Source organism: Aeromicrobium sp. CF3.5 (assembly GCF_051262695.1).
Taxonomy (GTDB): domain Bacteria; phylum Actinomycetota; class Actinomycetes; order Propionibacteriales; family Nocardioidaceae; genus Aeromicrobium.
In genome coordinates, this window is the sequence record NZ_JBIMEZ010000007.1 from 113,587 (window position 1) to 135,768 (window position 22,182).

Here is a 22,182-nt window from a genome sequence, read left to right on the forward strand (position 1 = left end):
TTCGACGAATTCCTTGACGACCTAATGACTAAGTGATTAGATCACTTGTTGTGAGCCCCACCACACTGTCCCTCTCCGAGCGGATCGCCGACGGCATCGTCGACATCATCCGTACCGACGGCCTGCGCCCCGGCGACCCCCTGATGTCGTCGCGTGAGCTGGCGAAGCGTTTCGAGGTCACGACACCGACGCTGCGTGAGGCGTTGCGACGCCTCGAGGCGACCGACGTCATCCGGTTCCGACACGGATCGGGCACCTACGTCGGCGATGGCGCGATCCGGCGGATGATGCACAACCCGCACGCCGGCGGCGTGGACCGTGCGTCGATGCTGGAGCTGATCGAGGCCCGCCTCGTGCTCGAGCCGCCGATCGCAGCCCGCGCTGCAGAGCACCGCGGCGAGGTCCATCTCGGTGATCTCGAGGCCGCGACCGCCAACGCCCTGGTGCCGCAGCGCGGCGAGGAGCGGCCTGCGCTTCACTTCCACGTCGCACTGGCAGCGGCCGCGGGCAATGCACTGGTGCGCGAGACCGTCGAGGCCCTCCTGCACGTGCGCTCCTCGGACCAGGTCGCCATCCGGCGCAGCCTGGCGGACCGAGACCGCGACCACACCGAGCACCTCGAGATCCTCGAAGCCGTGCGGGACCGCGACGCCGCATCGGCTCAGACCCTCACCCGACTCCATCTCGAGGCCATCCACGACTCGGTGGATCGCCTCGTCTTCACCCAGGAGACCTCATGAGCGGCATCAATCGTCTGGCGCACATGACCACCGTCGAGGCCAGAGCGGCCGCAGACCGGGGGACCATCGTCGTGCTTCCCGTGGGGGCGCTGGAGCAGCACGGGGCCGGCCTCCCGCTCGGCACCGACCTGATCCGCGCCGAGGCGCTGGTCGAGCGCGTCGCCAGCGAGCTGCCCGACCTGGTGGTGGTGGGTCCGTCCGTGCCCGTCGGTGTCTCGCCGCATCACACAGCCTTCGCCGGAACCATGACCTTGCGTCCAGCCACCTTCATCCTCGTGCTGCGTGAGTATCTCGATGCTCTGGCCGCCCACGGGTGGCGCAGGTTCCTCGTCGTCACGGGACACGGTGGCAACAATGCAGCGCTCGGTGTCCTGGCCCAGGAGCTCATGCACGAGCGACCCGATCTCGAGCTCGCCTGGGCCCCGGTCACCGCCCTGGCGCCCCAGGCGGTCGCCGACATGGACCGGTCCGAGGTGACCGGCCACAGCGGCGAGGCAGAGACCGCCCAGATGATGCACGTCGCACCTGACCTGGTGCGCACGGACCAGCTGGCACCGGGCACCACCACCCTCGATCAGCTCGACCCCCTGTCGCGCCTGGCGCGACGTACGGCACCGCCCACCCTCGCGGTGCCCTATGACCGTCTCTCCGCTTCTGGTGTGCTCGGCGATCCCCGGCACGCCACCGCGGAGGACGGCCGCGCGATCTTCGACGAGGCGGCTCGCGCGCTCGCCGACCACCTCAAGGAGTGGGCCGACACCTGAGTCGTCCCCGCCCCACACCGACCGCGCGCTCGCGCCGTCGGCCGACCCGTCACGCCCCGAAACCACCGGAGGATCCCCATGAGACCACGCACTCTCACGACCTTGGCCGTGCTCGGCTTCCTGGTCCCGCTGAACCCCGTCGCACCGGTCAGCGCCGTACCGGCCGAGCGACCGACGCGCTGCGCCGTGCCGACCGAGCAGCGCGGTGACACCTCCGCCCTGCTGGAGGTCACCAGCGGCGGCATCGACCGTCGCGTGATCGTGCGGCTTCCCGCGCGATACGAGTCGCGCGACGACTGGCCCCTGATCGTCGCGTACCACGGCCGGGGGAGCACCGGCACCGAAGTCGAGGGCTATTCAGAGCTGGACGGTCTACCGGCCGTCGTCGCCTACCCCAACGGTGCGATCGGCACCGGCAGCAGACATCGTCAGGCCTGGCAGGGAGCACCGTATGAAGCGCCGGGCGTCGACGACGTGGCCTTCACCAACGACCTGCTCGACGAGCTGCAGTCGAGCTACTGCGTCGATCCGAGCCGCACCTACGCCACCGGCAAGTCCAATGGCGGTGGTCTCGCCGCACTGTTGGCCTGCCGACTCCCCGATCGGTTCGCGGCGGTCGCCCCGGTGGCGGCGGCGTACTACCCGGGAACCCGAGAAGGATGCGACGGCGCACCGCCGGTTCCGGTCATCGCGGTGCACGGCACGGGTGACACCACGATTCCGTATGCGGGCGACGCTGACCGTGATCTGCCCTCGGTTCCCCAGCAGGTGGCCACCTGGGTCGCTCGCAACGAGTGCACCAAGCCCGTGCGCACCGTGCGTACCGGTCGTGATGTGACGACCTACCGCCATCGTGGCTGCACCGATGGTGCCGACGTCGAGCACGTGGCCGTCGCCGGCGGCGGTCACGTCTGGCCGGGAGCGACCGTCTACTCCGGTGGCGGCTACAACACCCGGGACATCAAGACCAGCAAGGTCATCTGGCGGTTCTTCCAGCGTCACCAGCTGGACGACCGCGCCCGATCCACACAGCTCGACGCACAGCAGTCCGAGGAAGGGACCAACCGATGAGCACCAGTGAACGCAAGGCCGAGGCGAGGACCCCCGGCCGGGCCCCAGACGGAAGTGATGAGGAGCAGCTGCCGCGGATCATCCGCGCCATGGCCGTCATCGAGCGCGTCGGCAACCGGCTGCCGCACCCGTTCTGGCTGTTCTGGGTGCTGGCCCTGATCCTCGGTGTGGCCAGTGCGATCCTCGCCTCGGCCGACGTCACGGTCGTCTCGCCCAGCGATGGTGAGACCGTCGCGGTGCGCAACTTGTTCAGCGGCCCGGGATTCGCCATGGCGTTCTCCACGGCCATCACCAACTTCGCGACCTTCCCACCCATGGCGACCATCGTCGTGGTGATCATGGGTGTCGCGGTCGCCGAACGCACCGGGTTCCTGTCCGCGGCCATGAAGGTCGGCGTCTCCCGGGTCCCAGCCGCATGGGTGGTCTTCGCGGTCGCGTTCATCGGCACCGCGTCGCACGTCGCCTCGGCGGCGGCGTACATCATCTTGGTCCCGCTGGGTGGACTGGCGTTCCAGGCGGTGGGGAGATCGCCGATTCTCGGCATCGTGGTCGCCTACACGTCGATCGCGTCCGGCTATGACGCCAGCCCGATCCCGACGCCCAACGACGCGATCTTCGCGGGCATCACGACGGCCGCGGCCCGCATCGTCGAGGAGGATGCCTTCGTCTCGCCGGTGAGCAACTGGTACTTCAACATCGTGTCGTCGCTGCTGCTGGCCACCGTCATCACGGTCGTCACCAAGTTCGTGCTGGCCAAACGTCCCGACCTGGATCCAGACCCCGATGTCGACCTGGAGGACTTCGGCTCGCTGCAGCTGTCCGTGCGCGAGCGGGGCGCGCTACGGGCGGCCACCCTCGCGCTCGTGGCGATGATCGTCGGTCTGACCGCGATCGTCCTTCCCCAGGGCTCGCCGCTGCGCGGTGAGGGCGGCAGCATCGCGGAGTCGCCCTTGATCGAGGGTGTGGCCATGATCGTCGCGGTGTTCTTCGGTGTGACCGGGACCATCTACGGCCTGCGCAGCGGAGCCATCAAGAACGCTGCCGACGTCCCCAAGCTGATGGCCGAGGGCATCAAGCAGATGGCGCCAGTGCTGGTGCTGTTCTTCGCGATCGCCCAGTTCCTGGCCTACTTCGACTGGACACGCATCGGAGACGTGCTCGCGGTCGAGTCCGCCTCGCTGCTGGATCAGAACCAGGTGCCGATCCCGTTGATCTTCCTGATGGTGCTGGGGCTCCTGACCATCGTGAACGTGCTGGTCACCAGCGGCTCGGCCATGTGGTCCATCGCGGCTCCTGTGCTGGTTCCCATGCTGATGCTGCTCTCGGTCCCGGCCGAGACGACGCAGGCACTGTTCCGGATCGCCGATTCCGGATCCACGTCCATCACTCCCATGAGTCCCTACTTCATCATGGCGCTCGGCTTCCTTCAGCGGTATCGCAAGAACGCGGGCATCGGCACGCTGATCTCGTACACGCTTCCGCTGGCCATCGCGATGACGTTCTTCTGGACCCTGCTGTTCTTCGCCTGGTGGGGCCTGGGCATCCCGCTCGGACCGGGTGCGCCGGTGCGCTGAGCCGGAAGTGGAGTGCAGTCCGGCTCAGTCACGTGCCTTGCTGGGCTGCACCCGCTTCGGCTCGCCGGGCATCTTGGGATAGTCCGGGGGATAGGGCATCTCGCCGAGTCCGCGCTCGACGTCAGCATCCCAGAGGTCGAGCAGCGGCTGGAGCGAGTGCGCGACGTCGTCGATCTCGGCGTGCGCGTCCCCCCGCTCGGTCAGCAGAGCAGGCACGGTGTGCACCGTGAACTGGCGCGGGTCGTCGGTCTCGATCAGCTCGTCCCAGGTCAACGGCATCGAGACGGGAGCGCCCGGCTTCGGGCGGATCGAGTACGCCGAGGCGATGGTGCGGTCGCGGGCGTTCTGGTTGTAGTCGATGAAGATGTTGTCGCCTCGCTGCTCCTTCCACCACGCCGTGGTGACCCCGTGGGTCCGCCGTTCCAGCTCGCGGCCCACGGCGATGGCGGCGTGGCGCACGTCGGTGACGGTCCACAGTGCCTCGATGCGGACGTACACGTGCACCCCGCGGTTGCCGCTCGTCTTGCAGAACGCACGAATGCCGAGATCGTCGAACAGGCCGCGTGCCACCTCCGCCACGCGCACCGAGTCCGCGAACGACGTGGCGCCGTGCGGGTCGAGGTCGATCCGCAGCTCGTCGGGATGATCGTTGTCATCGCGGCGCATCGGCCACGGGTGGAAGGTGACGGCACCCATGTGAGCCGCCCAGACGACCGTCGCCACCTCGGTCACGCACAGCTCGTCAGCGCGGCGACCGGACGGAAAGCTCACCCGTGCCGACTCCACGAAATCCGGAGCACCCCGCATCATGCGTTTTTGGTAGAAGGCGTCTCCCTGTGTCCGACCTGACGCTCCCGCGCCGGGGCCATCGTGGCGCGTCGACAGCTCCATGCCCTCGCGCACGCCCTTGGGCCACCGCTCGAGGGTGACAGGACGGTCACGGAGTGCCCGCACGATGCCGTCGGCGACGTCGGCGTAGTACTGCGCGACCATCGCCTTGGTGACCTGCGCCGAGAAGTCGGTCGCCTCGAAGATCACCCGGTCCGGGCTGGAGACGCGGACCTCCCGGTCGCCTGCCTGCACCATGATCGCGTCGGACGCCATGGGCTCAGCGTAGAGGTTGTGGATGCTCGAGACAGCGATGTCAGAGGGGGTTGCAAGGATCGGTGCATGGGAAAGAACAGCAGACAGCGACGTGAGGCAAAGCGACGAGCGCAGCCGCGGCGGATCGCGCGGCAGACCCGCGCGGCGGGACCGGGCCCGGCCGACCAGCTGACCCAGCCCCAGATCATCGACCTCATCGGCATCGCCTCGCAGTACGCCACGATCTCGCGGCGAGTCGTTGCGCCGAAGGTCGCCGAGCTGAACGAGATCGGCACCGCGGCATCCTCCCCGCACCTCGATCCGGCCTCACTGGTGGTCGACGAGGCGATGTCGATGTTGCGCTCGGCCTGGGAGCACGGCTGGCAACCCGCCGAGCTCGTGCACGCCACACGACGGCGTACCTCGGCTGCGTCGGCGACGTGGATGGCCAGCGCGGTCCTGGTCGAGGCCGACGACACCTCGGCCGCCGATCGGGCGCCGCAGGCGTGGATCGACCAGCTCCAGGCGCTCAGCCATCGGCGTGACACTGTGACCGATGCGGCTCGGCTTCTTCCGGCGCGCGGTCATGCCGACCTCGCCACGTGGACGGCGGCGCTCGTCGCGCTCGAGCTGCTGCACCGGTTGCCCAGGTCGCAGGTGCTCATGCCGCCTCCGTCGCGGTGGGACCAGGTGGCGCGCATCCGGCCTTCGTCAGCACCTCGTCCCCGCGAGCCGCAGACCAAGACACTCACCAAGATCCGCGCACTGCTCGCCAAGGCCGAGTCCACCGACTTCGCCGCCGAGGCCGACGCCTTCACCGCCAAGGCCCAAGACCTGATGACACGCCACTCGATCGACGAGGCCCTGCTCGCCGACGAGGCAGGCGACTCCTTCGACGTCGCAGGCAGCAAGATCCTCATCCACCACCCCTATGGACTCGAGAAGGCATCGCTGCTGCACGTCATCTCCGCCGCCAACCGGGTCAAGGCCATCTGGAACGAGTTCGCGTCCTGCGTGACCATCGTGGGCGTGCCCACCGACCTCGAGCAGGTCGAGATGTTGTTCACCTCCACCCTGGTGCAGGCGACTCGCGCCATGACCCAGGCCGGGGAGCACTCCGTGGGCCAGGACCGGTCCTCGTCGTTCCGCAAGGCCTTCCTCAGCGCCTACGCGGTACGCATCGGCGAGCGGCTCTCCGAGACGAGCGAGCAGACCACCGCCAGCTATGGATCAGCGTTGGTCCCTGTGTTGGAGCGGCAGACCGAAGCAGTGAGCGAAGAGTTCGAGAGACTTTTCCCGCACGTCACCACCGGCTCGCGGCGCACTCGTTTCGACGCCCGCGGCTGGGATGCCGGTACCCGGGCCGCCGACGAGGCAGTTCTTCCCGCTGGCGAGGTGGCCGACTGAGGCACAGGTTCAGCCGAGCTCGGTCACGCGGGGCTGCACCTCGACGACCGGAGAAAGAAGGAGGCGAGGGCCGACCGATGGACCCTGCCGCGCGATGCTCAGCACGTGACCCGGTCCGGGGCGTTGGCGGACTCGACGATCAGCCACGGGTCGTCACCGGAGCTCCGCTCGAGCTGATAAGCGGAAGCGAAGAAGCCACGGTCCGGTGCGTCCTCGACGTCGACATCGGCCTTGGCGCCCCAGCCATCCTCGTTCAGGCACACCGTGACCACGGCAGTGTCGCCGGTCACTGCGGCGGAAAAGTCCCGCAACTCAGGTGCTCCGACCCGGCGGAAGTTTCCCTGAGCGAGGCTGGCGTACCGCGCTGTCATCGACTCGGCGAGCGACGTGTCGACCAGGTCCAAGAAGTCCGCGGTCTCGTAGGCACCCGAGGTCTCGACCCGGATCCGTTCGGCCCAGTAGTCCTCCACGACGGCCACGGCGTCGGCCTCCGAGGGATCGCTCGAGGGAGCAGACGTCGGCGGCGGAGACTCCGGCTCGTCGCCGCTGCATCCCGCGAGGAGCACCAGTGTCAGGACGACCGACGATCCGATGGCTTTCGACATGCGCGACATGTTATCCAGGCGCAGACACAGTGGCACAACACCGAAACGGCCAGCGACCTGGGAACACTTAGCCTCACCTTCGTTGAATGGGCGGAATCATTAACGGCACACTGATGTTGTGGAATACATGGGAGCAGTGAAAGGCGTGTCGACGATCGACGCTCCCACGCGCTCTCGCCTGACGCGCGTGATCCTCGAGAGTGGGCCGTCCACGGCGGCTGTCCTCGCCGATCGCCTCGAGCTGACACCGGCTGCCGTGCGCCGCCATCTCGACCATCTCATCACCGACGGACTCGTCGAGGCCCGCGACCAGCGGTCCTACGGACAGCGGGGGCGGGGCCGTCCGGCCAAGGTCTTCGCCATTACGGCCATCGGCCGCGACCGTTTCCAGCACGACTACGACGACCTCGCCGCCAGTGCTTTGCGCTTCCTGGCCGAGACCGGTGGCGACGACGCGGTCGCAGCCTTTGCGGACCAGCGGATGGCAGATCTCGAGGAGCGGATCCGTCCGCGGCTCGAGCAGGCGCCCGAGGCCGATCGGCCGGCCCTGCTGGCCCGTGCCATGAGTGATGAGGGCTTCGCCGCATCGATCAGCTCGACCCCCGCCGGCGCCCAGATGTGCCAGCACCACTGCCCGGTCGCGCATGTCGCGGCCGAATTCCCCCAGATGTGCGAGGCCGAGGCTGCGATGTTCTCGCGGCTCCTCGGCACCCACGTCCAACGTCTGGCGACCATCGCTCACGGCGATGGCGTCTGCACCACGCACCTACCTGCAAGTCCGACCACCACAGAGAGGGCCCCGTCATGACCACGACGAGCCACGAAAACGACAACAACGCAGTCCTCGACGCGAATCCGGGACTCAAGGATGTCGGCCGGTACGAGTTCGGTTGGTCCGACGCCGACGACAAGGGCGCCAACGTGCAGCGCGGCCTCAGCGAGGACGTCGTGCGCAACATCTCGAGCCTGAAGAGCGAGCCGCAGTGGATGCTGGACCTGCGACTCAAGGGCCTCAAGCTGTTCGGCCGCAAGCCCATGCCCACCTGGGGCTCCGACCTCGGCGGCATCGACTTCGACAACATCAAGTACTTCGTGCGGTCCACCGAGAAGCAGGCCACCACGTGGGACGACCTGCCCGACGACATCAAGAACACCTACGACCGCCTCGGCATCCCCGAAGCCGAGAAGCAGCGCCTCGTGTCGGGCGTCGCGGCTCAGTACGAGTCCGAGGTCGTCTACCACTCGATCCGTGAGGACCTCGAGGAGCAGGGGGTTCTGTTCCTCGACACCGACACGGCGCTCAAGGAGCACCCCGAGCTGTTCGCCGAGTACTTCAACACCGTCATCCCGGTGGGCGACAACAAGTTCTCCGCACTGAACTCCGCCGTGTGGTCCGGTGGGTCGTTCATCTACGTGCCCAAGGGCGTCCACGTCGACATCCCGCTGCAGGCCTACTTCCGCATCAACACCGAGAACATGGGCCAGTTCGAGCGCACCCTGATCATCGCCGACGAGGACTCCTACGTGCACTACGTCGAGGGCTGCACGGCGCCGATCTACTCCAGCGACTCGCTGCACTCAGCCGTCGTCGAGATCATCGTCAAGAAGGGCGCACGCGTCCGCTACACGACCATCCAGAACTGGTCGAACAACGTGTACAACCTCGTCACCAAGCGCGCCACCTGCGAAGAGGGCGCCACGATGGAGTGGGTCGACGGCAACATCGGCTCCAAGGTCACCATGAAGTACCCGGCCGTCTACCTGATGGGCGAGCACGCCCGCGGTGAGACGCTGTCGATCGCCTTCGCCGGTGAGGGACAGCACCAAGACGCCGGCGCCAAGATGGTGCACGCCGCCCCCAACACGTCCAGCTCGATCCTGAGCAAGTCGGTCGCCCGCGGCGGTGGTCGTACCTCCTACCGCGGTCTGCTGCAGGTGCTCGAGGGCGCCGAGGGCTCGGCCAGCACGGTCAAGTGCGATGCGCTGCTGGTCGATCAGATCAGCCGCTCGGACACCTACCCGTACGTCGACGTCCGCGAGGACGACGTCACGCTGGGCCACGAGGCCACGGTCTCCAAGCTCAGCGACGACCAGCTCTTCTACTTCATGTCACGCGGCATGGAGGAGGACGAGGCGATGGCGATGATCGTGCGCGGCTTCGTCGAGCCCATCGCGCGCGAGTTGCCGATGGAGTATGCGCTCGAGCTGAACCGCCTCATCGAGCTGCAAATGGAGGGTGCTGTCGGATGACAACCTCCACCACAAGCCCTACCCACGAGGCAATCCAAGACCACGTGGCTGGTGCGCTTGAGCATGTTGAGTCGCACCTGCACCCCGAGCCGACGTACGACGTCGAGGCTCACCCGACGCCCACCGGCTTCGAGGAGATCTGGCGCTTCACGCCGCTCAAGCGGCTCGGCGGACTGCTCGACGGCACGCCGTCGGACGCTCACCTCGACGTCAGTGACGAGCTGCCCGCGGGCGCCACGTTGAGCACCCTCAGTACCGAGGAGGCCATGGCGCTCGACGTCGCAGCACCCTTCGACCGGCTCGGCGCCCTCGCGGTCGCCCGTGCCGGTGGAGCGACCCTGCTCGACGTGCCGGCCAACACCGAGTTGACCGAGCCGGTGCGTCTCGTGCTGACCGGGTCCTCGGCCGACGAGACCGTGTGGGGACACGTCGCGATCCGCGTCGGCACCCACTCCAAGGTCACGGTCGTCATCGACCACGTCGGCAGCGCGACCTACGACGCCTTCGTCCCGGTCATCGTCGGCGACGGCGCCCAGGTCGACATCGTCACGGTCAACGACTGGAACGACGACAGCGTCCACGCGGCCCAGTACAACGTCCGCGTCGGCCGCGATGCCACGGTGCGCATGTTCGAGTTCAGCCTCGGCGGCGATCTCGTGCGCACGAACGTCAACGTCGACTACGCCGGGCCCGGCGGCAGCGCCGAGCTGCTCGGCGTCTACTTCGCCGACGAGGGCCAGCACATCGAGCACCGTCAGTTCATCGACCACACGGCACCGCGCACCAAGAGCAACGTCGAGTACAAGGGTGCGTTGCAGGGTCAGGGTGCCCACACCGTGTGGATCGGCAACGTGCTGATCCGCAAGGAGGCCCAGGGCATCACGACGTTCGAGGCCAACGACAACCTGGTCCTCACCGACGGTGCCAAGGCCGACTCCGTGCCCAACCTGGAGATCGAGACCGGCGACATCGAGGATGCGGGGCACTCCTCGACCACGGGCCGTTTCGACGACCAGCACCTGTTCTACCTGCAGAGCCGCGGCATCCCCGAGGAAGAGGCGCGTCGACTCGTCGTGCACGGCTTCTTCGCCGCGATCATCCGTCGCATCGGAGTGCCCGAGCTGCAGGAACGGCTCATCGCCGCCATCGAGGACGAGCTGGCCGAGCACATCGGACGACTCACCGAACCGCTGGCCGATGCGGAGTCGGCGTGACCTTCCAGAAGGCCGCAGCGCTCGCCGACGTCCCGGTCGACGGCGTCCTCGCCGTCGAGATCGGGGGAGTCGACATAGCCCTGGTGCGTGACGCCGATGGCGTGTACGCCCTCCGCGACGAGTGCTCGCACGCGGCAGTGCCGCTGTCCGAGGGCGACGTCACCGTCGGCCCCGGCGGCTGCGAGATCGAGTGCTGGCTGCACGGCTCGAACTTCGACGTCCGTACCGGCAAGGCGCTCAACCTGCCGGCCATCGAACCCGTTCCCACCTATCCCACCCGAATCGACGACGACACCGTCCTCGTCGATCTCTGATTTCCCCGAGAATCCGACACAGTCTTCCAGCACAGGAGCATCACATGGCAACCCTCGACATCCAGGACCTTCACGTCTCCGTCGCCACCGAAGACGGCGACAAGGAGATCCTCAAGGGCGTCAACCTCACCGTGAAGTCCGGTGAGGTGCACGCGATCATGGGCCCCAACGGCTCAGGCAAGTCCACCCTCGCCTACTCCATCGCCGGCCACCCCAAGTACACCGTCACCGGCGGCACCGTCACGCTCGACGGCCAGAACATCCTCGAGATGACCGTCGACGAGCGCGCCCGTGCGGGCCTGTTCCTCGCGATGCAGTACCCGGTCGAGGTCCCCGGTGTCTCGGTCGCGAACTTCCTGCGGACCGCCAAGACCGCGATCGACGGCGAGGCTCCCAAGCTGCGCACCTGGATCAAGGACGTCAACGCCGCGCTCGAGCGGGTCACGCTGGACAAGGAATTCGCTCAGCGCTCGGTCAACGAGGGCTTCTCCGGTGGCGAGAAGAAGCGCCACGAGATCGCCCAGCTCGAGCTGCTCAACCCCACGTTCGCCGTGCTCGACGAGACCGACTCGGGCCTCGACATCGACGCACTGCGTGTGGTCTCCGACGGCGTGAACCGCTACACCGAGGCCGGTGACCGCGGCGTCCTGCTGATCACGCACTACACGCGGATCCTGCAGTACATCAAGCCCGACTACGTGCACGTGTTCGTGGGCGGCAAGGTCGCCGAGCAGGGAGGTCCCGAGCTCGCGGACCAGCTCGAGGCGGAGGGCTACGACAAGTATGTGAAGGCTGCGTCAGTCTGATGACCGTGCTCGAGGGAGCGACGTCCTACGACGTGCAGAAGGTGCGCGAGGACTTTCCCATCCTGCACCGGCGCATGGCCGGGAACCTTCCGCTGGTCTATCTCGACAGCGCCAACACCTCTCACAAGCCCACCCAGGTGATCGACGCGATCGAGCGTCACTACCGCCTGCACAACGCCAACGTCGCCCGCGCCATGCACCAGCTCGGTGCGGAGGCCAGCGAAGCCTTCGAGGACGCGCGAACCCGCATCGCGGAGTTCATCGGCGCTCCGCTGCGCGAGGAGGTCGTGTTCACCAAGAACGCATCCGAGGCGCTCAACCTGGTCGCGCGCACGCTGGGTGATGCAGCGCCGGGCAGCCCGTACCGGGTCGGGGCAGGCGACGAGATCGTCATCACCGAGATGGAGCACCACTCCAACATCGTGCCCTGGCAGCTCTTGTGCCAGCGCAACGATGCGACGCTGCGCTGGTTCGGCGTCACCGACGACGGCCGGCTCGACCTGTCGAACCTCGACACCCTCATCACCGAGCGCACCAAGGTCGTCTCGCTGACCTGGGTCTCGAACATGCTCGGCACCATCAACCCGCTCGACACGATCATCGCCCGGGCCAAGGAGGTCGGGGCACTCGTCGTCATCGACGGCTCGCAAGCCGTGCCGCAGATCCCGGTCGACCTGTCGACACTGGGTGCAGACTTCGTCGCGTTCACCGGCCACAAGATGGTCGGCCCCACGGGCATCGGTGTGTTGTGGGGCCGCTACGACGTGCTCGCCGAGCTGCCGCCGTTCCTCGGGGGCGGCGAGATGATCGAGACCGTCACGATGGAGCGCTCCACGTTCGCGCGCCCCCCGGCGCGGTTCGAGGCAGGTACTCCGCCCATCGCCCAGGCCGTCGGCCTGGCAGCAGCAGCGGACTACCTCACGGGCATCGGCATGGACCAGGTCGCCGCCCACGAGCAGCACATCACCGCCTATGCACTCGAGGCGATGCAGCAGGTCGACGGGCTCACGGTCGTGGGCCCCACCGAGGCAGTCGATCGTGGGGGAGCGATCAGCTTCACCCTCGAGAACGTGCACCCGCACGATGTCGCCCAGCTGCTGGACTCGCGCGGCGTCGCCGTGCGCGCCGGGCACCACTGCGCCAAGCCGGCCCATCTGCGGTTCGGGGTGCAGTCGACCACCCGTGCGTCGTTCTACCTGTACACGACGACGCAGGAGATCGATGCGCTCGTTGAGGCGCTGCGCCACACCCAGAACTACTTTGATGCTTGAGATCGCCCGAGTCCGGCGAGGAGGGACACCATGACCGACGCCACCCACGTCGATGCGCTCTACCAGGAGATCATCCTCGATCACTACAAGGCCAAGACCGGATCGGGTCTGCGTGACCCGTTCGAGGCCGAGGTCCACCACGTCAATCCCACCTGTGGCGACGAGATCACCCTGCGGGTCCATCTCGAGGGCAGCACCGTGGCCGACGTGTCCTACGCCGCCGAGGGCTGCTCGATCAGCCAGGCCGCTGCGTCAGTCATGAACGAGCTGATCGTCGGCAAGCAGGTCGACGACGCCATGGCCGTGCTCGACTCGTTCACCGAGCTGATGCAGGGCAAGGGCAAGATCGAGCCCGACGAGGACGTTCTCGAGGACGCCATCGCGTTCGCCGGCGTGTCCAAGTTTCCGGCCCGCGTCAAGTGCGCACTGCTGTCCTGGATGGCGTTCAAGGATGCCGCGCTGCAGGCTGGATCCAGCACCGCTTCCACCTCCCCAGAATCAACCTCCCCAGAATCAACTCAGGAGACCGCATGACCGACATCGACCACTCCGACCTTCCTGACGTCGACACCTCGACGCCGTCCGGCGCGACCGGCGGAACCACCGAGGAGGACGTCATCGAGGCCATGAAGGACGTCGTCGACCCCGAGCTCGGCATCAACGTCGTCGACCTCGGCCTCGTCTACGGCGCCGACGTCGACGAGCACAGCAACACGGTGCTCTCGATGACACTGACGTCTGCGGCGTGCCCGCTGACCGACGTCATCGAGGACCAGACCCGCGCCGCCCTCGACGGCATCGTCAACGACTTCCGCATCGAGTGGGTCTGGATGCCGCCGTGGGGCCCGGACAAGATCACCGACGACGGCCGCGAGATGCTGCGCGCCCTCGGCTTCAACATCGGCTGAGGAGTCACGCAGGCCCGCTGACGAGTCACGCAGACCTGGGTCTACGTGATTCGCCGGCGGGTGGGTGAGGCACCTCACGGCGGCGGATTCGGGGGATCGAGCCCATCACCCGTACAGTGGTGTCGTGGCTTTCTACCAGCGGGAATGACGTCGAGGCATCGCCTCGACTCCGTTTGCACACCCTGATCTGAAAGTTACTTCATGCTCACCGTCAGCAATGTGACGCTGCGTTTCGGCGCCCGTGTCCTCATGTCCGATGTCTCGTTCCGGGTCGACTCCGGCGACAAGGTCGGTCTGGTCGGCCGCAATGGCGCCGGCAAGACGACTCTCACCCGCATGCTGTCCGGCGACGGGGATCCCGCCGAGGGAGCCATCACGTCCACGGGCACCGTCGGCTACCTGCCCCAGGACCCCAAGAGCGGCGACCTCGCCACCACCGCCCGCGACCGCATCCTCGGCGCCCGTGGGCTCGACGAGGCGCTCACCGCCATGCGCAAGGCCGAGATCGACATGGGATCACCCGACCCCGACATCGCCGACAAGGCGATGAAGGCCTACACCCGATCCGAGGCGACCTTCTCCTCGGGCGGCGGGTACGCAGCTGAGTCCGAGGCGTCGACCATCGCCACCAGCCTGGGTCTTCCCGAGCGCGTCATGGAGCAACCCCTGTCGACGCTGTCGGGCGGTCAGCGACGTCGCATCGAGCTGGCACGCATCTTGTTCTCCGACGCGGACACCCTGCTGCTGGACGAACCGACCAACCACCTCGATGCCGACTCGGTCACCTGGTTGCGTGGGTTCTTGAAGAACTTCTCCGGCGGTCTGGTGATCATCAGCCACGACGTCGACCTGATCGAGGAGACGGTCAACAAGGTCCTGTACCTCGACGCCAACCGCTCCACGATCGACATCTACAACATGGGCTGGAACTCCTACCTCAAGCAGCGCGAGGCCGACGAGCAGCGTCGCAAGCGTGAGCGAGCCCTGGCGGTCAAGAAGGCAGATGCCCTCACCACCCAGGCCAACAAGTTCCGGGCCAAGGCGTCCAAGGCATCCACCGCGCAACAGATGCTGCGACGCGCCGACCAGCTCGTGTCCAGCCTCGAGGGCGAGCGGGCCAACGACAAGGTCGCGAACATCAAGTTCCCCAAGCCCGCCCCGTGCGGCAAGACTCCGCTGATGGCTGAAGGGCTGTCCAAGTCCTACGGGTCGCTGGAGATCTTCACCGGTGTCGACCTCGCGATCGACAAGGGGAGCCGCGTGGTCATCCTCGGGCTCAACGGCGCTGGCAAGACCACCCTGCTGCGCATGCTCGCAGGTGCGCTGAAGGCCGACTCCGGAGAGATTCTGCCAGGACACGGCCTCAAGATCGGTTACTTCGCGCAGGAGCACGAGACCCTCGACACCTCGCGCACGGTGCTGGAGAACATGCAGGACACCGCCCCGCAGCTGACCGACACCGAGGCGCGCAGCGTGCTCGGCTCGTTCCTGTTCAGCGGCGACGACACGGCCAAGCCAGCTGCCGTCCTGTCTGGTGGCGAGAAGACCCGACTCGCGCTGGCGAGCCTGATCGTCTCCAGCGCCAACGTCCTGCTGCTCGACGAGCCGACCAACAACCTCGACCCTGCCTCGCGCGAGGAGGTGCTGCGCGCCATCCGCACCTATGAGGGCGCCATCGTGCTCGTCTCGCACGACGAGGGCGCCGTCACCGCACTGGAGCCCGACCGGGTCCTGCTGCTGCCGGACGGCGATGAGGACCTCTGGTCCGACACCTACGCCGAGCTCGTCGCCCTTGCCTGAGGACAAGACCTGCGATGCGTGCGGGCGAACGATCCAGTGGCGCAAGAAGTGGGAGCGCGACTGGGAGCAGGTGCGCTACTGCTCGGCCGCGTGTCGCAAGCGTGGCGTGACCACCACCGATCAGGCGCTGGAGGACTCGATCCGTGAGCTGCTCGGGTCACGGTCTGCGGAGTCGTCGATCTGCCCTTCCGAGGCGGCGAAGGCCGTCTCGTCCGGCACAGATGCCGACGCCTGGCGTGATCTCATGGAGCCGGCCCGTCGCGCGGCCCGACGACTGGTCGCGGCCGGAGAGGTCCAGATCACCCAGCGCGGCGCGGTCGTCGACCCGTCCACGGCCAAGGGGCCCATCCGGATTCGTCGCGCGCGCTAGTCGTACTAAGCCGAGACGGGGGATGCGACCTCACGCTCGGAGTCCTGTCGAGGGCCGGTGCGAGCGCGGCGACGGTCGCGAGCCTCCGAGATCGCGAACCAGATGTAGCCCGTGATGCCGATCATGCCGAAGAACCACCACTGCAACGCGTAGAAGAAGTGCGGGCCCTGGCCCAGCTCGGGCTCGGGCTCGGCCTCCAGGGCAGCTGCCGGTGTCGATTCTGGTGACTCCTCCTGGGCGTTGACGAAACCATCGCGCAGCTCATAGGGGACGAACTCGCTGAATCCGTCGCTGTCGATCGCGCGGATCTGTCCATCGAAGATTCGAACAGCGTCTCCGCCGGCGTTGTTGTCCTGACGCAACCAACCCCGCACGGTCACCTCGCCGTTCGGCGGGGCGGGCAGGTCGGGCCGGGCGTTTGAGTTGGCCGTCTCCATCCACCCCCGGTTCACGAGGACCGCAGTGCCGTCGTCGAGGCGAAGTGGCACCACCACGTCGACGCCGGGAGCGCCATCTCGTGAGGTGAACTTGACCGACGCGGCGCTGGCCGCGTCGTAGGTGCCGCGCATCGTGACTCGCGTCCACGCCGAATCGGCGTCGATGGTGGTGCCGACAGGTGCGGCGGAATCGAGATCGACCGGTGCCGTGCTGAAGTGATCGGTGATGACCTCATTGCGATCCAGGCGACGATCGAGCTGGTGAATTTGCCAGAGTCCGAGTCGAAAGCAGACTGCGCCGAACACGATCACGAAGGCCAGGAGCGCCAACCATCGTCGATTCAACAAGAAGCGATACACACCCCGACCCTACGATGGACACCATGGAGCTCATTGATCAGCACGACCGCATCGCGACTGACCTCCGCGTGTCGCTGACTGACCGGTGCAACCTGCGCTGTCAGTACTGCATGCCCGCCGAGGGACTGGAGTGGATGCCCACCGACCAGACCCTCACAGACGACGAGCTGGTGCGGCTGATCAGCATCGGCGTCGAGCACCTCGGCATCACCGACGTCCGCTTCACCGGTGGCGAGCCGTTGCTGCGCAAGGGGCTGCCCGGCTTGATCTCCGCGACCAAGGCGATGACGCTGCGCGACGGCTCGGGGAGCCCGCGCACGGCCATGACCTCCAACGGTCTTGGCCTCAAGCGCACGGCCAAGGCGTTGGCGGAGGCGGGACTCGATCGCGTCAACATCAGCCTCGACACCACTGACGCGGAGGTGTTCGCCCGCATCACCCGACGCGACCGCTGGCAGGACGTCGTCGACGGTCTCGCGGCGGCTCAGGACGCTGGTCTCGGGCCGGTCAAGGTCAATGCAGTGCTGCTGCGCGAGCACAACGAGACCGAGGGCCCCGCGCTCCTTCGCTGGTGCATGGAACGTGACTACGAGCTGCGCTTCATCGAGCAGATGCCGCTGGATGCCCAGCACGGCTGGAGCCGGGCCCAGATGATCACCGCCGACGAGACGCTCGGTCTGATCTCCGAGGAGTTCACCCTCACGCCCCTGGAGGGTCGTGGGTCGGCCCCCGCGGAGAAGTTCCTCGTCGACGACGGACCGCACACGGTCGGCATCATCGGATCAGTCACGCGGCCCTTCTGCGGGGACTGCAACCGCGTGCGTCTGACCGCCGACGGCCAGATCCTGAACTGTCTGTTCGCCCGTGACGAGTCAGATCTGCGTGCTCCCCTGCGCGATGGCGCCAGCGACCTCGAGATCGCCGAGCGTTGGGCCGCGGCGATGATGACCAAGCTGCCCGGTCACGGCATCAACGATCCGAGCTTCCTGCAGTCCTCGCGGCCCATGTCCGCGATCGGCGGCTAGAGCGGCTCGGTGGCCAGGTAGAAGCCGCGAGCATCGAGGAACCGGCGCAGGGTCTGCTCGTGCTCGGGGCACGCCAACCAGGTCTTGCGGCGGTCCGGCGTGTGCACCTTGGGGTTGTTCCACACGACCTGCTGCGCGGCCGCGGCCGTGCACCCCTTCGACGAACAGATGAGCTGATCGCTCACTGCTCGATCTGTCCCTTGGCCTCGGGGCCGAATGGCGACGGGCCATCGCTCTTGCGACGCACGCCCGCGTTGGCGAGGATCACGGCGGTGTAGGGCAGGATCACGGCTCCCGCGATCAGGACCCAGCGCAACGGGCCGCTGACGATGACTGCTCCGATGAAGCACAACGTGCGGATCCCCATCGAGATGGCATAGCGTTTTTCGCGGGTTCCCAGCTCGGATGTGTGCGACTCGGGCGCCGAGGTGATGGAGAAGACCTCTTGGCCACGCGGCTTGCGTTCTTGACCGTCAGTCATGTGTTCAGTCTACGTCGCAGTGCCCGACTCCTCAGGTCGAGCCGGCTGACGGGCATGATGGGCTCATGAGCAATCGCACCTATCGCGTGACAGAGATCGTAGGCACCTCACCGGATGGCATCACCGAGGCGGTGGAGAACGGAATCGCCCGTGCCGGGCAGACCCTGCGACACCTCGACTGGTTCGAGGTCACCGGCATTCGAGGCCAGATCACCGACACCACGGCATCGCACTACCAGGTGACGATGAAGATGGGCTTCCGACTCGAGGACGACGAGTAGGACCAGTCCGAGCAGGACGTCAGTCGCGCGTCGTGAATCGGCGCAGCAGCGCGGCGGTGACCGACAGGGCCACCACCACGGCGCCGTAGACGGTCGCCGTGGTGCCGATCCCCAGGATGGGGGAGGCGAATCCTGCCGCAACGGCGGGGATTCCGAACGCCAGGTAGCTGATGACGAAGACGGTCGAGAACAGCTCGCCGCGTTCTTCAGGCCCGACGGTCGGCGTGATGGATCGCATGATGCCCATGAACGTGGTGCCGAACCCGCTGCCGGCCACGACGGCGGTCGCCAAGAAGCCGATCAGTGATTCCTGGCTGATCGCGATCATGCCGAGGCCGGTCCCGACGGCCAACGCCACCGTCCCGTAGAGCGTGATGTGGCGAGGGGTGAAGCTGCGGGCCAGGTAGACGCTCAGCGCGCCGGATCCGGTCAGCGCCGTGACGACGAGGCCCTGCAGGACGGGACTGGGCTCGTCGAACGTCTGCTGCACCAAGGGGGCGCCCAGCGAGAGGTAGAAGCCGCCTGTCGCCCAGCCGGCGAACACGGCGGGCGCGCTGCGGTTGAACGCCGACCGCGCCGTGCGGGGCAGCCCGATGCGCGGTACCAGCGAGGCCATGACTCCCTCGTGTCGCGCGGACGTCTCCGGCAGGGTCCACACGACGGCGCCGAACACCACGTACAGAACGACGAGGGCACCGAAGATCACGGCCAGCGGGCTGCTGAGCAGCTCGATCGCCACGCCGCCGGCCAGTGCGCCGGCGGCCAGTCCGGCGAGTGGGAAGGAGCTGTTGAGAGTCGCCGCCGAATGGGGTCGGTCGGGTGACTCGAAGTCGACCACGACAGCAGCGAGGGTGGACAGGAGCAGTCCGGTGGCCAGGCCCTGCACCGTCCGCGCGGCGAGCAGGACGGTCACCGTGTCGGCGTGCCAGAACAGCAGCATGCTGAGCGCGAGAACGAAGAACCCGATCGACAGGACTGGGCGACGTCCCACGTGGTCCGACAGCGATCCGGTGATCAGGAGAGTGACCAGGAGTGCCACCGCATAGATTGCGAACACGATGGTGCTGGTGGCCTGGGAGTAGCCGAGCTCGGCCTGCAGCACGGGGTAGAACGGTGAAGGTGCTGCGGCGCCGACCAGCATGGCGAAGGTGGCGGCAAGGCCGACCCAGAATCCTGCGCGGTGCGACAGGCGCGTCGTCGGGCGCACGAGAGTGGGGGTGGCCATGAATTGTTGAACCACCTGAGGCCTTTGGTTGTTCCCGGAAACGGGTTGACGGCGCTCAGTCGGCGGCGTCGGCCGCCTCGATCTCCTCGCGCGTGATGCCCAGCAGGTAGACGATCGCATCCAGGTAGGGCACGTTGACCGAGGTGCGGGCCTGGTCGCGCACGACGGGTTTGGCGTTGAACGCGATGCCTAGTCCCGACGCCGCCAACATGTCGAGATCGTTGGCGCCGTCCCCGATGGCAACGGTGTTCTTGACCGGAATCCCAGCGTGATCGGCGAAGGTGCGCAATGCCTCGGCCTTGCCGGCCCGATCGACCACGGTCCCGACGAGTCGGCCCGTCAGGTGACCGTCGACGACCTCGAGCTCGTTGGCGGCGTGGTAGTCGATGCCCAGCTCGTCCGCCATCCGATCGATCAGGTGCGTGAAGCCGCCGCTGACCAGCGCGAACTTGTAGCCGAGTCGCTTCAGGGTGCGGATCAGGGTGCGGGCGCCGGGCGTGTACTCCAACGACCGGTACACGTCGTCGAGCGCGGTCAGCGGCACGCCTGCAAGCAGCGCGACCCGCTGGTGCAGCGAGTCCGCGAAGTCGATCTCGCCGCGCATGGCGCGGTCGGTGACGGCGGCGACCTCGACCTCGTAACCCGCGTGGGCCGCGATCATCTCGATCACCTCGCCCTGGATCAGTGTGGAGTCGACGTCCATGACGACCAACCGCTGGGCGTGTTCGCCGATCCCCGCCTCGCGGACCGCCAGGTCGATGCCGTGCTCGTAGGCAACAGCGGCCAGATCGGCCTGGAGGAGGTCCGGGTCGGCACCGGAGACCTCGAGACGGATTGCCGTGATGGGGTAGCGGGCCATGCGGATGATGCGGTCGATGTTGCCGCCCAGGCGGCGGATCTCGGCGGCGAGAGCGGCCAGCGCAGCAGGCCTGAGCGGTGAGCCGAGGACGATGACTCGGGCGCGTCCAACCCGGCGCGGCCTGTTGTCACCCGTGCCGTGCTCGACCGTGGATTGCAGGCCGAATCCCTCGGCCACCTCGGTCACGGTGTGCTCGAGGGCTGTCACGTCGTCCGGTGCGCTCAGCAGCGTGCTGAGGATGAGCTTGCCCCGCACCACGAGCTGTTCCACGTCGATCACCTCGACATCGTGGGCCGAGACTGCCTCGAACAGGCGCGTCGTGACACCGCTCTGGTCCGGCCCCACCAGCGTCACGAGCACGGTGGGGTCGGTGAAATGCGTGGTCGGCACGGGCAGGGTCATCGTCGACGAGGCTATCGTCAGCGGTTCGCGCGAGCACGGTAGGTTTGGTCACACCCGTCATCCACCCTCAGGAGATTGCATGTCGACCGCGCTCGACCTGTCGAAGGTCAGCATCGTGCGCGGGGACAAGACGCTCCTGGCACAGGTCAGCTGGACCGTGCGCGAGGGGGAGAAGTGGATCGTGCTGGGTCCCAACGGTGCGGGCAAGACGACGCTGCTCCAGCTGGCCGGAGCGACGCTGCATCCCACGTCGGGCAAGGTCAAGATCCTCGGCCAGCGGCTGGGCAAGGTCGACGTGTTCGAGCTGCGGACGCGCATCGGCCACACCAGCACGCGGGTCGCCGACCAGATCCCGCCCACCGAGTCGGCCTCGGACGTCGTCATGTCGGCTGCCTACGGCGTCTCGGGTCGTTGGCGCGAGGAGTACGAGGACTTCGATGTCGAGCAGTGCAGTCAGATCATGGCTGAGCTCGGCATCGCTCACCTGGCCGGACGCACCTTCGGCACGCTGTCGGAGGGGGAGCGCAAGCGGGTGCTGATCGGCCGGGCCCTGATGACCGATCCGGAGATGCTGCTGCTCGATGAGCCCAGCGCCGGTCTCGACCTCGGTGCACGCGAGGACCTGATGGCCAGCCTCGAGCTTCTGTCGTCGGACCCGTCAGCGCCCGTGTTGATCATGGTCAGCCACCACGTCGAGGAGATTCCCGTCGGCTTCACCCACGCCATGCTGCTGCGCGATGGGCACGTCGTCTCGGCCGGGCCGATGGAGTCGACTCTGACGGCCGCAAACCTGAGCCGCACGTTCGGAACCAAGCTGGAGCTGGAGAGCAGCGGTGGACGTTACACCGCTCGTCGGGCAGCATTCGGGCACAGAGCTCACTAGCGACCAGATGTACAGAGCTCACTAGCACCACATGCACACAGCTCACTGATCG

General features: G+C 67.3%; 25 protein-coding genes. 18 read left to right on the forward strand and 7 right to left on the reverse strand.

All coding sequences use genetic code 11. The annotated features are described in order from the left end of the window. Positions 1–50: 50 nt before the first annotated feature. The 4 genes from ACHAA3_RS13515 (at position 51) to ACHAA3_RS13530 (ending at position 4,149) form a co-directional block, all read left to right on the forward strand. Positions 51–740 carry a FadR/GntR family transcriptional regulator gene (locus ACHAA3_RS13515; RefSeq protein WP_435709553.1) on the forward strand — a complete coding sequence of 230 codons (690 nt, stop codon included), beginning with the start codon at positions 51–53 and terminating at the stop codon, positions 738–740. Continuing rightward, on the forward strand, positions 737–1,504 hold the full coding sequence (locus tag ACHAA3_RS13520; protein ID WP_435709554.1) for a creatininase family protein: 768 nt from the start codon (positions 737–739) through the stop codon (positions 1,502–1,504). The genes ACHAA3_RS13515 and ACHAA3_RS13520 overlap by 4 nt, the downstream gene beginning before the upstream one ends. A gap of 78 nt (positions 1,505–1,582) precedes the next feature. Then, positions 1,583–2,575 (forward strand): alpha/beta hydrolase family esterase, encoded by a 993-nt coding sequence (locus tag ACHAA3_RS13525; RefSeq protein WP_435709555.1) that lies wholly within the window; start codon positions 1,583–1,585, stop codon positions 2,573–2,575. Next, entirely contained in the window at positions 2,572–4,149 is a 1,578-nt protein-coding gene (locus ACHAA3_RS13530; RefSeq protein ID WP_435709556.1) for an AbgT family transporter, read from the forward strand. The genes ACHAA3_RS13525 and ACHAA3_RS13530 overlap by 4 nt, the downstream gene beginning before the upstream one ends. A gap of 24 nt (positions 4,150–4,173) precedes the next feature. Here the strand turns inward: ACHAA3_RS13530 and ACHAA3_RS13535 are convergent, their stop codons facing one another. Further along, complete coding sequence (locus ACHAA3_RS13535) at positions 4,174–5,253, reverse strand: DNA polymerase domain-containing protein (protein ID WP_435709557.1); 1,080 nt, start codon at positions 5,251–5,253, stop codon at positions 4,174–4,176. Between the two features lie 66 nt (positions 5,254–5,319). Here ACHAA3_RS13535 and ACHAA3_RS13540 point away from each other — a divergent pair, with 66 nt between their 5' ends. Further along, on the forward strand, positions 5,320–6,639 hold the full coding sequence (locus ACHAA3_RS13540) for a DUF2786 domain-containing protein (RefSeq protein WP_435709558.1): 1,320 nt from the start codon (positions 5,320–5,322) through the stop codon (positions 6,637–6,639). Positions 6,640–6,737: 98 nt separating this feature from the next. Here ACHAA3_RS13540 and ACHAA3_RS13545 read toward each other — a convergent pair whose 3' ends face one another. Continuing rightward, positions 6,738–7,244 (reverse strand): hypothetical protein, encoded by a 507-nt coding sequence (locus tag ACHAA3_RS13545; protein ID WP_435709559.1) that lies wholly within the window; start codon positions 7,242–7,244, stop codon positions 6,738–6,740. 127 nt (positions 7,245–7,371) lie between these two features. Between ACHAA3_RS13545 and ACHAA3_RS13550 the strand changes: the two genes are divergently transcribed. From ACHAA3_RS13550 to ACHAA3_RS13595, 10 genes are all read left to right on the forward strand, one after another. Continuing rightward, positions 7,372–8,052: a helix-turn-helix transcriptional regulator gene (locus ACHAA3_RS13550; RefSeq protein ID WP_435709560.1), complete on the forward strand. Its 681-nt coding sequence runs from the start codon at positions 7,372–7,374 to the stop codon at positions 8,050–8,052. Next, complete coding sequence (sufB, locus tag ACHAA3_RS13555; protein ID WP_435709561.1) at positions 8,049–9,494, forward strand: Fe-S cluster assembly protein SufB; 1,446 nt, start codon at positions 8,049–8,051, stop codon at positions 9,492–9,494. The genes ACHAA3_RS13550 and sufB overlap by 4 nt, the downstream gene beginning before the upstream one ends. Before the next feature lie 44 nt (positions 9,495–9,538). Next, positions 9,539–10,708 (forward strand): Fe-S cluster assembly protein SufD, encoded by a 1,170-nt coding sequence (gene sufD / locus ACHAA3_RS13560; protein WP_435709562.1) that lies wholly within the window; start codon positions 9,539–9,541, stop codon positions 10,706–10,708. Then, on the forward strand, positions 10,705–11,022 hold the full coding sequence (locus ACHAA3_RS13565; RefSeq protein WP_435709563.1) for a non-heme iron oxygenase ferredoxin subunit: 318 nt from the start codon (positions 10,705–10,707) through the stop codon (positions 11,020–11,022). Before sufD ends, ACHAA3_RS13565 begins: the two co-directional genes overlap by 4 nt. 44 nt (positions 11,023–11,066) lie before the next feature. Beyond that, positions 11,067–11,828 (forward strand): Fe-S cluster assembly ATPase SufC, encoded by a 762-nt coding sequence (gene sufC, locus ACHAA3_RS13570; protein ID WP_435709564.1) that lies wholly within the window; start codon positions 11,067–11,069, stop codon positions 11,826–11,828. Continuing rightward, positions 11,828–13,099, forward strand: coding sequence for a cysteine desulfurase (locus ACHAA3_RS13575; RefSeq protein WP_435709565.1), 1,272 nt, complete (start codon positions 11,828–11,830; stop codon positions 13,097–13,099). Before sufC ends, ACHAA3_RS13575 begins: the two co-directional genes overlap by 1 nt. 30 nt (positions 13,100–13,129) lie before the next feature. Then, positions 13,130–13,633: a Fe-S cluster assembly sulfur transfer protein SufU gene (gene sufU / locus ACHAA3_RS13580; protein ID WP_435709566.1), complete on the forward strand. Its 504-nt coding sequence runs from the start codon at positions 13,130–13,132 to the stop codon at positions 13,631–13,633. Further along, positions 13,630–14,007 carry a metal-sulfur cluster assembly factor gene (locus ACHAA3_RS13585; protein WP_435709567.1) on the forward strand — a complete coding sequence of 126 codons (378 nt, stop codon included), beginning with the start codon at positions 13,630–13,632 and terminating at the stop codon, positions 14,005–14,007. Before sufU ends, ACHAA3_RS13585 begins: the two co-directional genes overlap by 4 nt. A 201-nt stretch (positions 14,008–14,208) precedes the next feature. Beyond that, the gene (gene abc-f, locus ACHAA3_RS13590) at positions 14,209–15,807 is read left to right on the forward strand and encodes a ribosomal protection-like ABC-F family protein (RefSeq protein ID WP_435709568.1); all 1,599 of its coding nucleotides are present in this window, start codon (positions 14,209–14,211) and stop codon (positions 15,805–15,807) included. Continuing rightward, positions 15,800–16,177 carry a DUF3253 domain-containing protein gene (locus ACHAA3_RS13595; RefSeq protein ID WP_435709569.1) on the forward strand — a complete coding sequence of 126 codons (378 nt, stop codon included), beginning with the start codon at positions 15,800–15,802 and terminating at the stop codon, positions 16,175–16,177. Before abc-f ends, ACHAA3_RS13595 begins: the two co-directional genes overlap by 8 nt. A gap of 5 nt (positions 16,178–16,182) precedes the next feature. On the opposite strand, the gene ACHAA3_RS13600 is transcribed toward ACHAA3_RS13595, so the two are convergent. Further along, entirely contained in the window at positions 16,183–16,974 is a 792-nt protein-coding gene (locus tag ACHAA3_RS13600; RefSeq protein ID WP_435709570.1) for an SURF1 family cytochrome oxidase biogenesis protein, read from the reverse strand. 23 nt (positions 16,975–16,997) lie between these two features. On the opposite strand from ACHAA3_RS13600, the gene moaA reads away from it, so the two are divergent. Next, positions 16,998–17,999: a GTP 3',8-cyclase MoaA gene (gene moaA, locus ACHAA3_RS13605; RefSeq protein ID WP_435709571.1), complete on the forward strand. Its 1,002-nt coding sequence runs from the start codon at positions 16,998–17,000 to the stop codon at positions 17,997–17,999. Here the strand turns inward: moaA and ACHAA3_RS13610 are convergent. After that, positions 17,996–18,184: an acetone carboxylase gene (locus ACHAA3_RS13610; protein WP_435709572.1), complete on the reverse strand. Its 189-nt coding sequence runs from the start codon at positions 18,182–18,184 to the stop codon at positions 17,996–17,998. The two genes, moaA and ACHAA3_RS13610, sit on opposite strands and share 4 nt — an antisense overlap. Continuing rightward, positions 18,181–18,480: a DUF3099 domain-containing protein gene (locus ACHAA3_RS13615; protein WP_435709573.1), complete on the reverse strand. Its 300-nt coding sequence runs from the start codon at positions 18,478–18,480 to the stop codon at positions 18,181–18,183. Before ACHAA3_RS13615 ends, ACHAA3_RS13610 begins: the two co-directional genes overlap by 4 nt. Positions 18,481–18,545: 65 nt before the next feature. Here ACHAA3_RS13615 and ACHAA3_RS13620 point away from each other — a divergent pair, with 65 nt between their 5' ends. Beyond that, complete coding sequence (locus tag ACHAA3_RS13620; protein ID WP_435709574.1) at positions 18,546–18,761, forward strand: dodecin; 216 nt, start codon at positions 18,546–18,548, stop codon at positions 18,759–18,761. A gap of 19 nt (positions 18,762–18,780) precedes the next feature. Here the strand turns inward: ACHAA3_RS13620 and ACHAA3_RS13625 are convergent, their stop codons facing one another. Together ACHAA3_RS13625 and serB are read right to left on the reverse strand one after the other, a co-directional pair. After that, positions 18,781–19,986 carry an MFS transporter gene (locus tag ACHAA3_RS13625; RefSeq protein WP_435709575.1) on the reverse strand — a complete coding sequence of 402 codons (1,206 nt, stop codon included), beginning with the start codon at positions 19,984–19,986 and terminating at the stop codon, positions 18,781–18,783. A 55-nt stretch (positions 19,987–20,041) separates the two neighbouring features. After that, entirely contained in the window at positions 20,042–21,247 is a 1,206-nt protein-coding gene (gene serB / locus ACHAA3_RS13630; protein ID WP_435709576.1) for a phosphoserine phosphatase SerB, read from the reverse strand. 79 nt (positions 21,248–21,326) lie between these two features. On the opposite strand from serB, the gene ACHAA3_RS13635 reads away from it, so the two are divergent. Further along, entirely contained in the window at positions 21,327–22,130 is an 804-nt protein-coding gene (locus tag ACHAA3_RS13635; RefSeq protein ID WP_435709577.1) for an ABC transporter ATP-binding protein, read from the forward strand. Positions 22,131–22,182: the final 52 nt, after the last annotated feature.

Excerpts from the sequence above, each read along its gene's own strand:
- ACHAA3_RS13635 (WP_435709577.1), top strand. The coding sequence starts at position 21,327 with ATGTCGACCGCGCTCGACCTGTCGAAGGTCAGCATCGTGCGCGGGGAC.
- sufB (WP_435709561.1), top strand. The coding sequence starts at position 8,049 with ATGACCACGACGAGCCACGAAAACGACAACAACGCAGTCCTCGACGCG.
- ACHAA3_RS13620 (WP_435709574.1), top strand. The coding sequence starts at position 18,546 with ATGAGCAATCGCACCTATCGCGTGACAGAGATCGTAGGCACCTCACCG.
- abc-f (WP_435709568.1), top strand. The coding sequence starts at position 14,209 with ATGCTCACCGTCAGCAATGTGACGCTGCGTTTCGGCGCCCGTGTCCTC.
- serB (WP_435709576.1), bottom strand. The coding sequence starts at position 21,247 with ATGACCCTGCCCGTGCCGACCACGCATTTCACCGACCCCACCGTGCTC.
- ACHAA3_RS13540 (WP_435709558.1), top strand. The coding sequence starts at position 5,320 with ATGGGAAAGAACAGCAGACAGCGACGTGAGGCAAAGCGACGAGCGCAG.
- ACHAA3_RS13615 (WP_435709573.1), bottom strand. The coding sequence starts at position 18,480 with ATGACTGACGGTCAAGAACGCAAGCCGCGTGGCCAAGAGGTCTTCTCC.
- ACHAA3_RS13585 (WP_435709567.1), top strand. The coding sequence starts at position 13,630 with ATGACCGACATCGACCACTCCGACCTTCCTGACGTCGACACCTCGACG.
- ACHAA3_RS13525 (WP_435709555.1), top strand. The coding sequence starts at position 1,583 with ATGAGACCACGCACTCTCACGACCTTGGCCGTGCTCGGCTTCCTGGTC.
- ACHAA3_RS13550 (WP_435709560.1), top strand. The coding sequence starts at position 7,372 with ATGGGAGCAGTGAAAGGCGTGTCGACGATCGACGCTCCCACGCGCTCT.
- ACHAA3_RS13530 (WP_435709556.1), top strand. The coding sequence starts at position 2,572 with ATGAGCACCAGTGAACGCAAGGCCGAGGCGAGGACCCCCGGCCGGGCC.
- moaA (WP_435709571.1), top strand. The coding sequence starts at position 16,998 with ATGGAGCTCATTGATCAGCACGACCGCATCGCGACTGACCTCCGCGTG.
- sufC (WP_435709564.1), top strand. The coding sequence starts at position 11,067 with ATGGCAACCCTCGACATCCAGGACCTTCACGTCTCCGTCGCCACCGAA.
- ACHAA3_RS13625 (WP_435709575.1), bottom strand. The coding sequence starts at position 19,986 with ATGGCCACCCCCACTCTCGTGCGCCCGACGACGCGCCTGTCGCACCGC.
- ACHAA3_RS13520 (WP_435709554.1), top strand. The coding sequence starts at position 737 with ATGAGCGGCATCAATCGTCTGGCGCACATGACCACCGTCGAGGCCAGA.
- ACHAA3_RS13575 (WP_435709565.1), top strand. The coding sequence starts at position 11,828 with ATGACCGTGCTCGAGGGAGCGACGTCCTACGACGTGCAGAAGGTGCGC.
- sufU (WP_435709566.1), top strand. The coding sequence starts at position 13,130 with ATGACCGACGCCACCCACGTCGATGCGCTCTACCAGGAGATCATCCTC.
- ACHAA3_RS13535 (WP_435709557.1), bottom strand. The coding sequence starts at position 5,253 with ATGGCGTCCGACGCGATCATGGTGCAGGCAGGCGACCGGGAGGTCCGC.
- ACHAA3_RS13545 (WP_435709559.1), bottom strand. The coding sequence starts at position 7,244 with ATGTCGAAAGCCATCGGATCGTCGGTCGTCCTGACACTGGTGCTCCTC.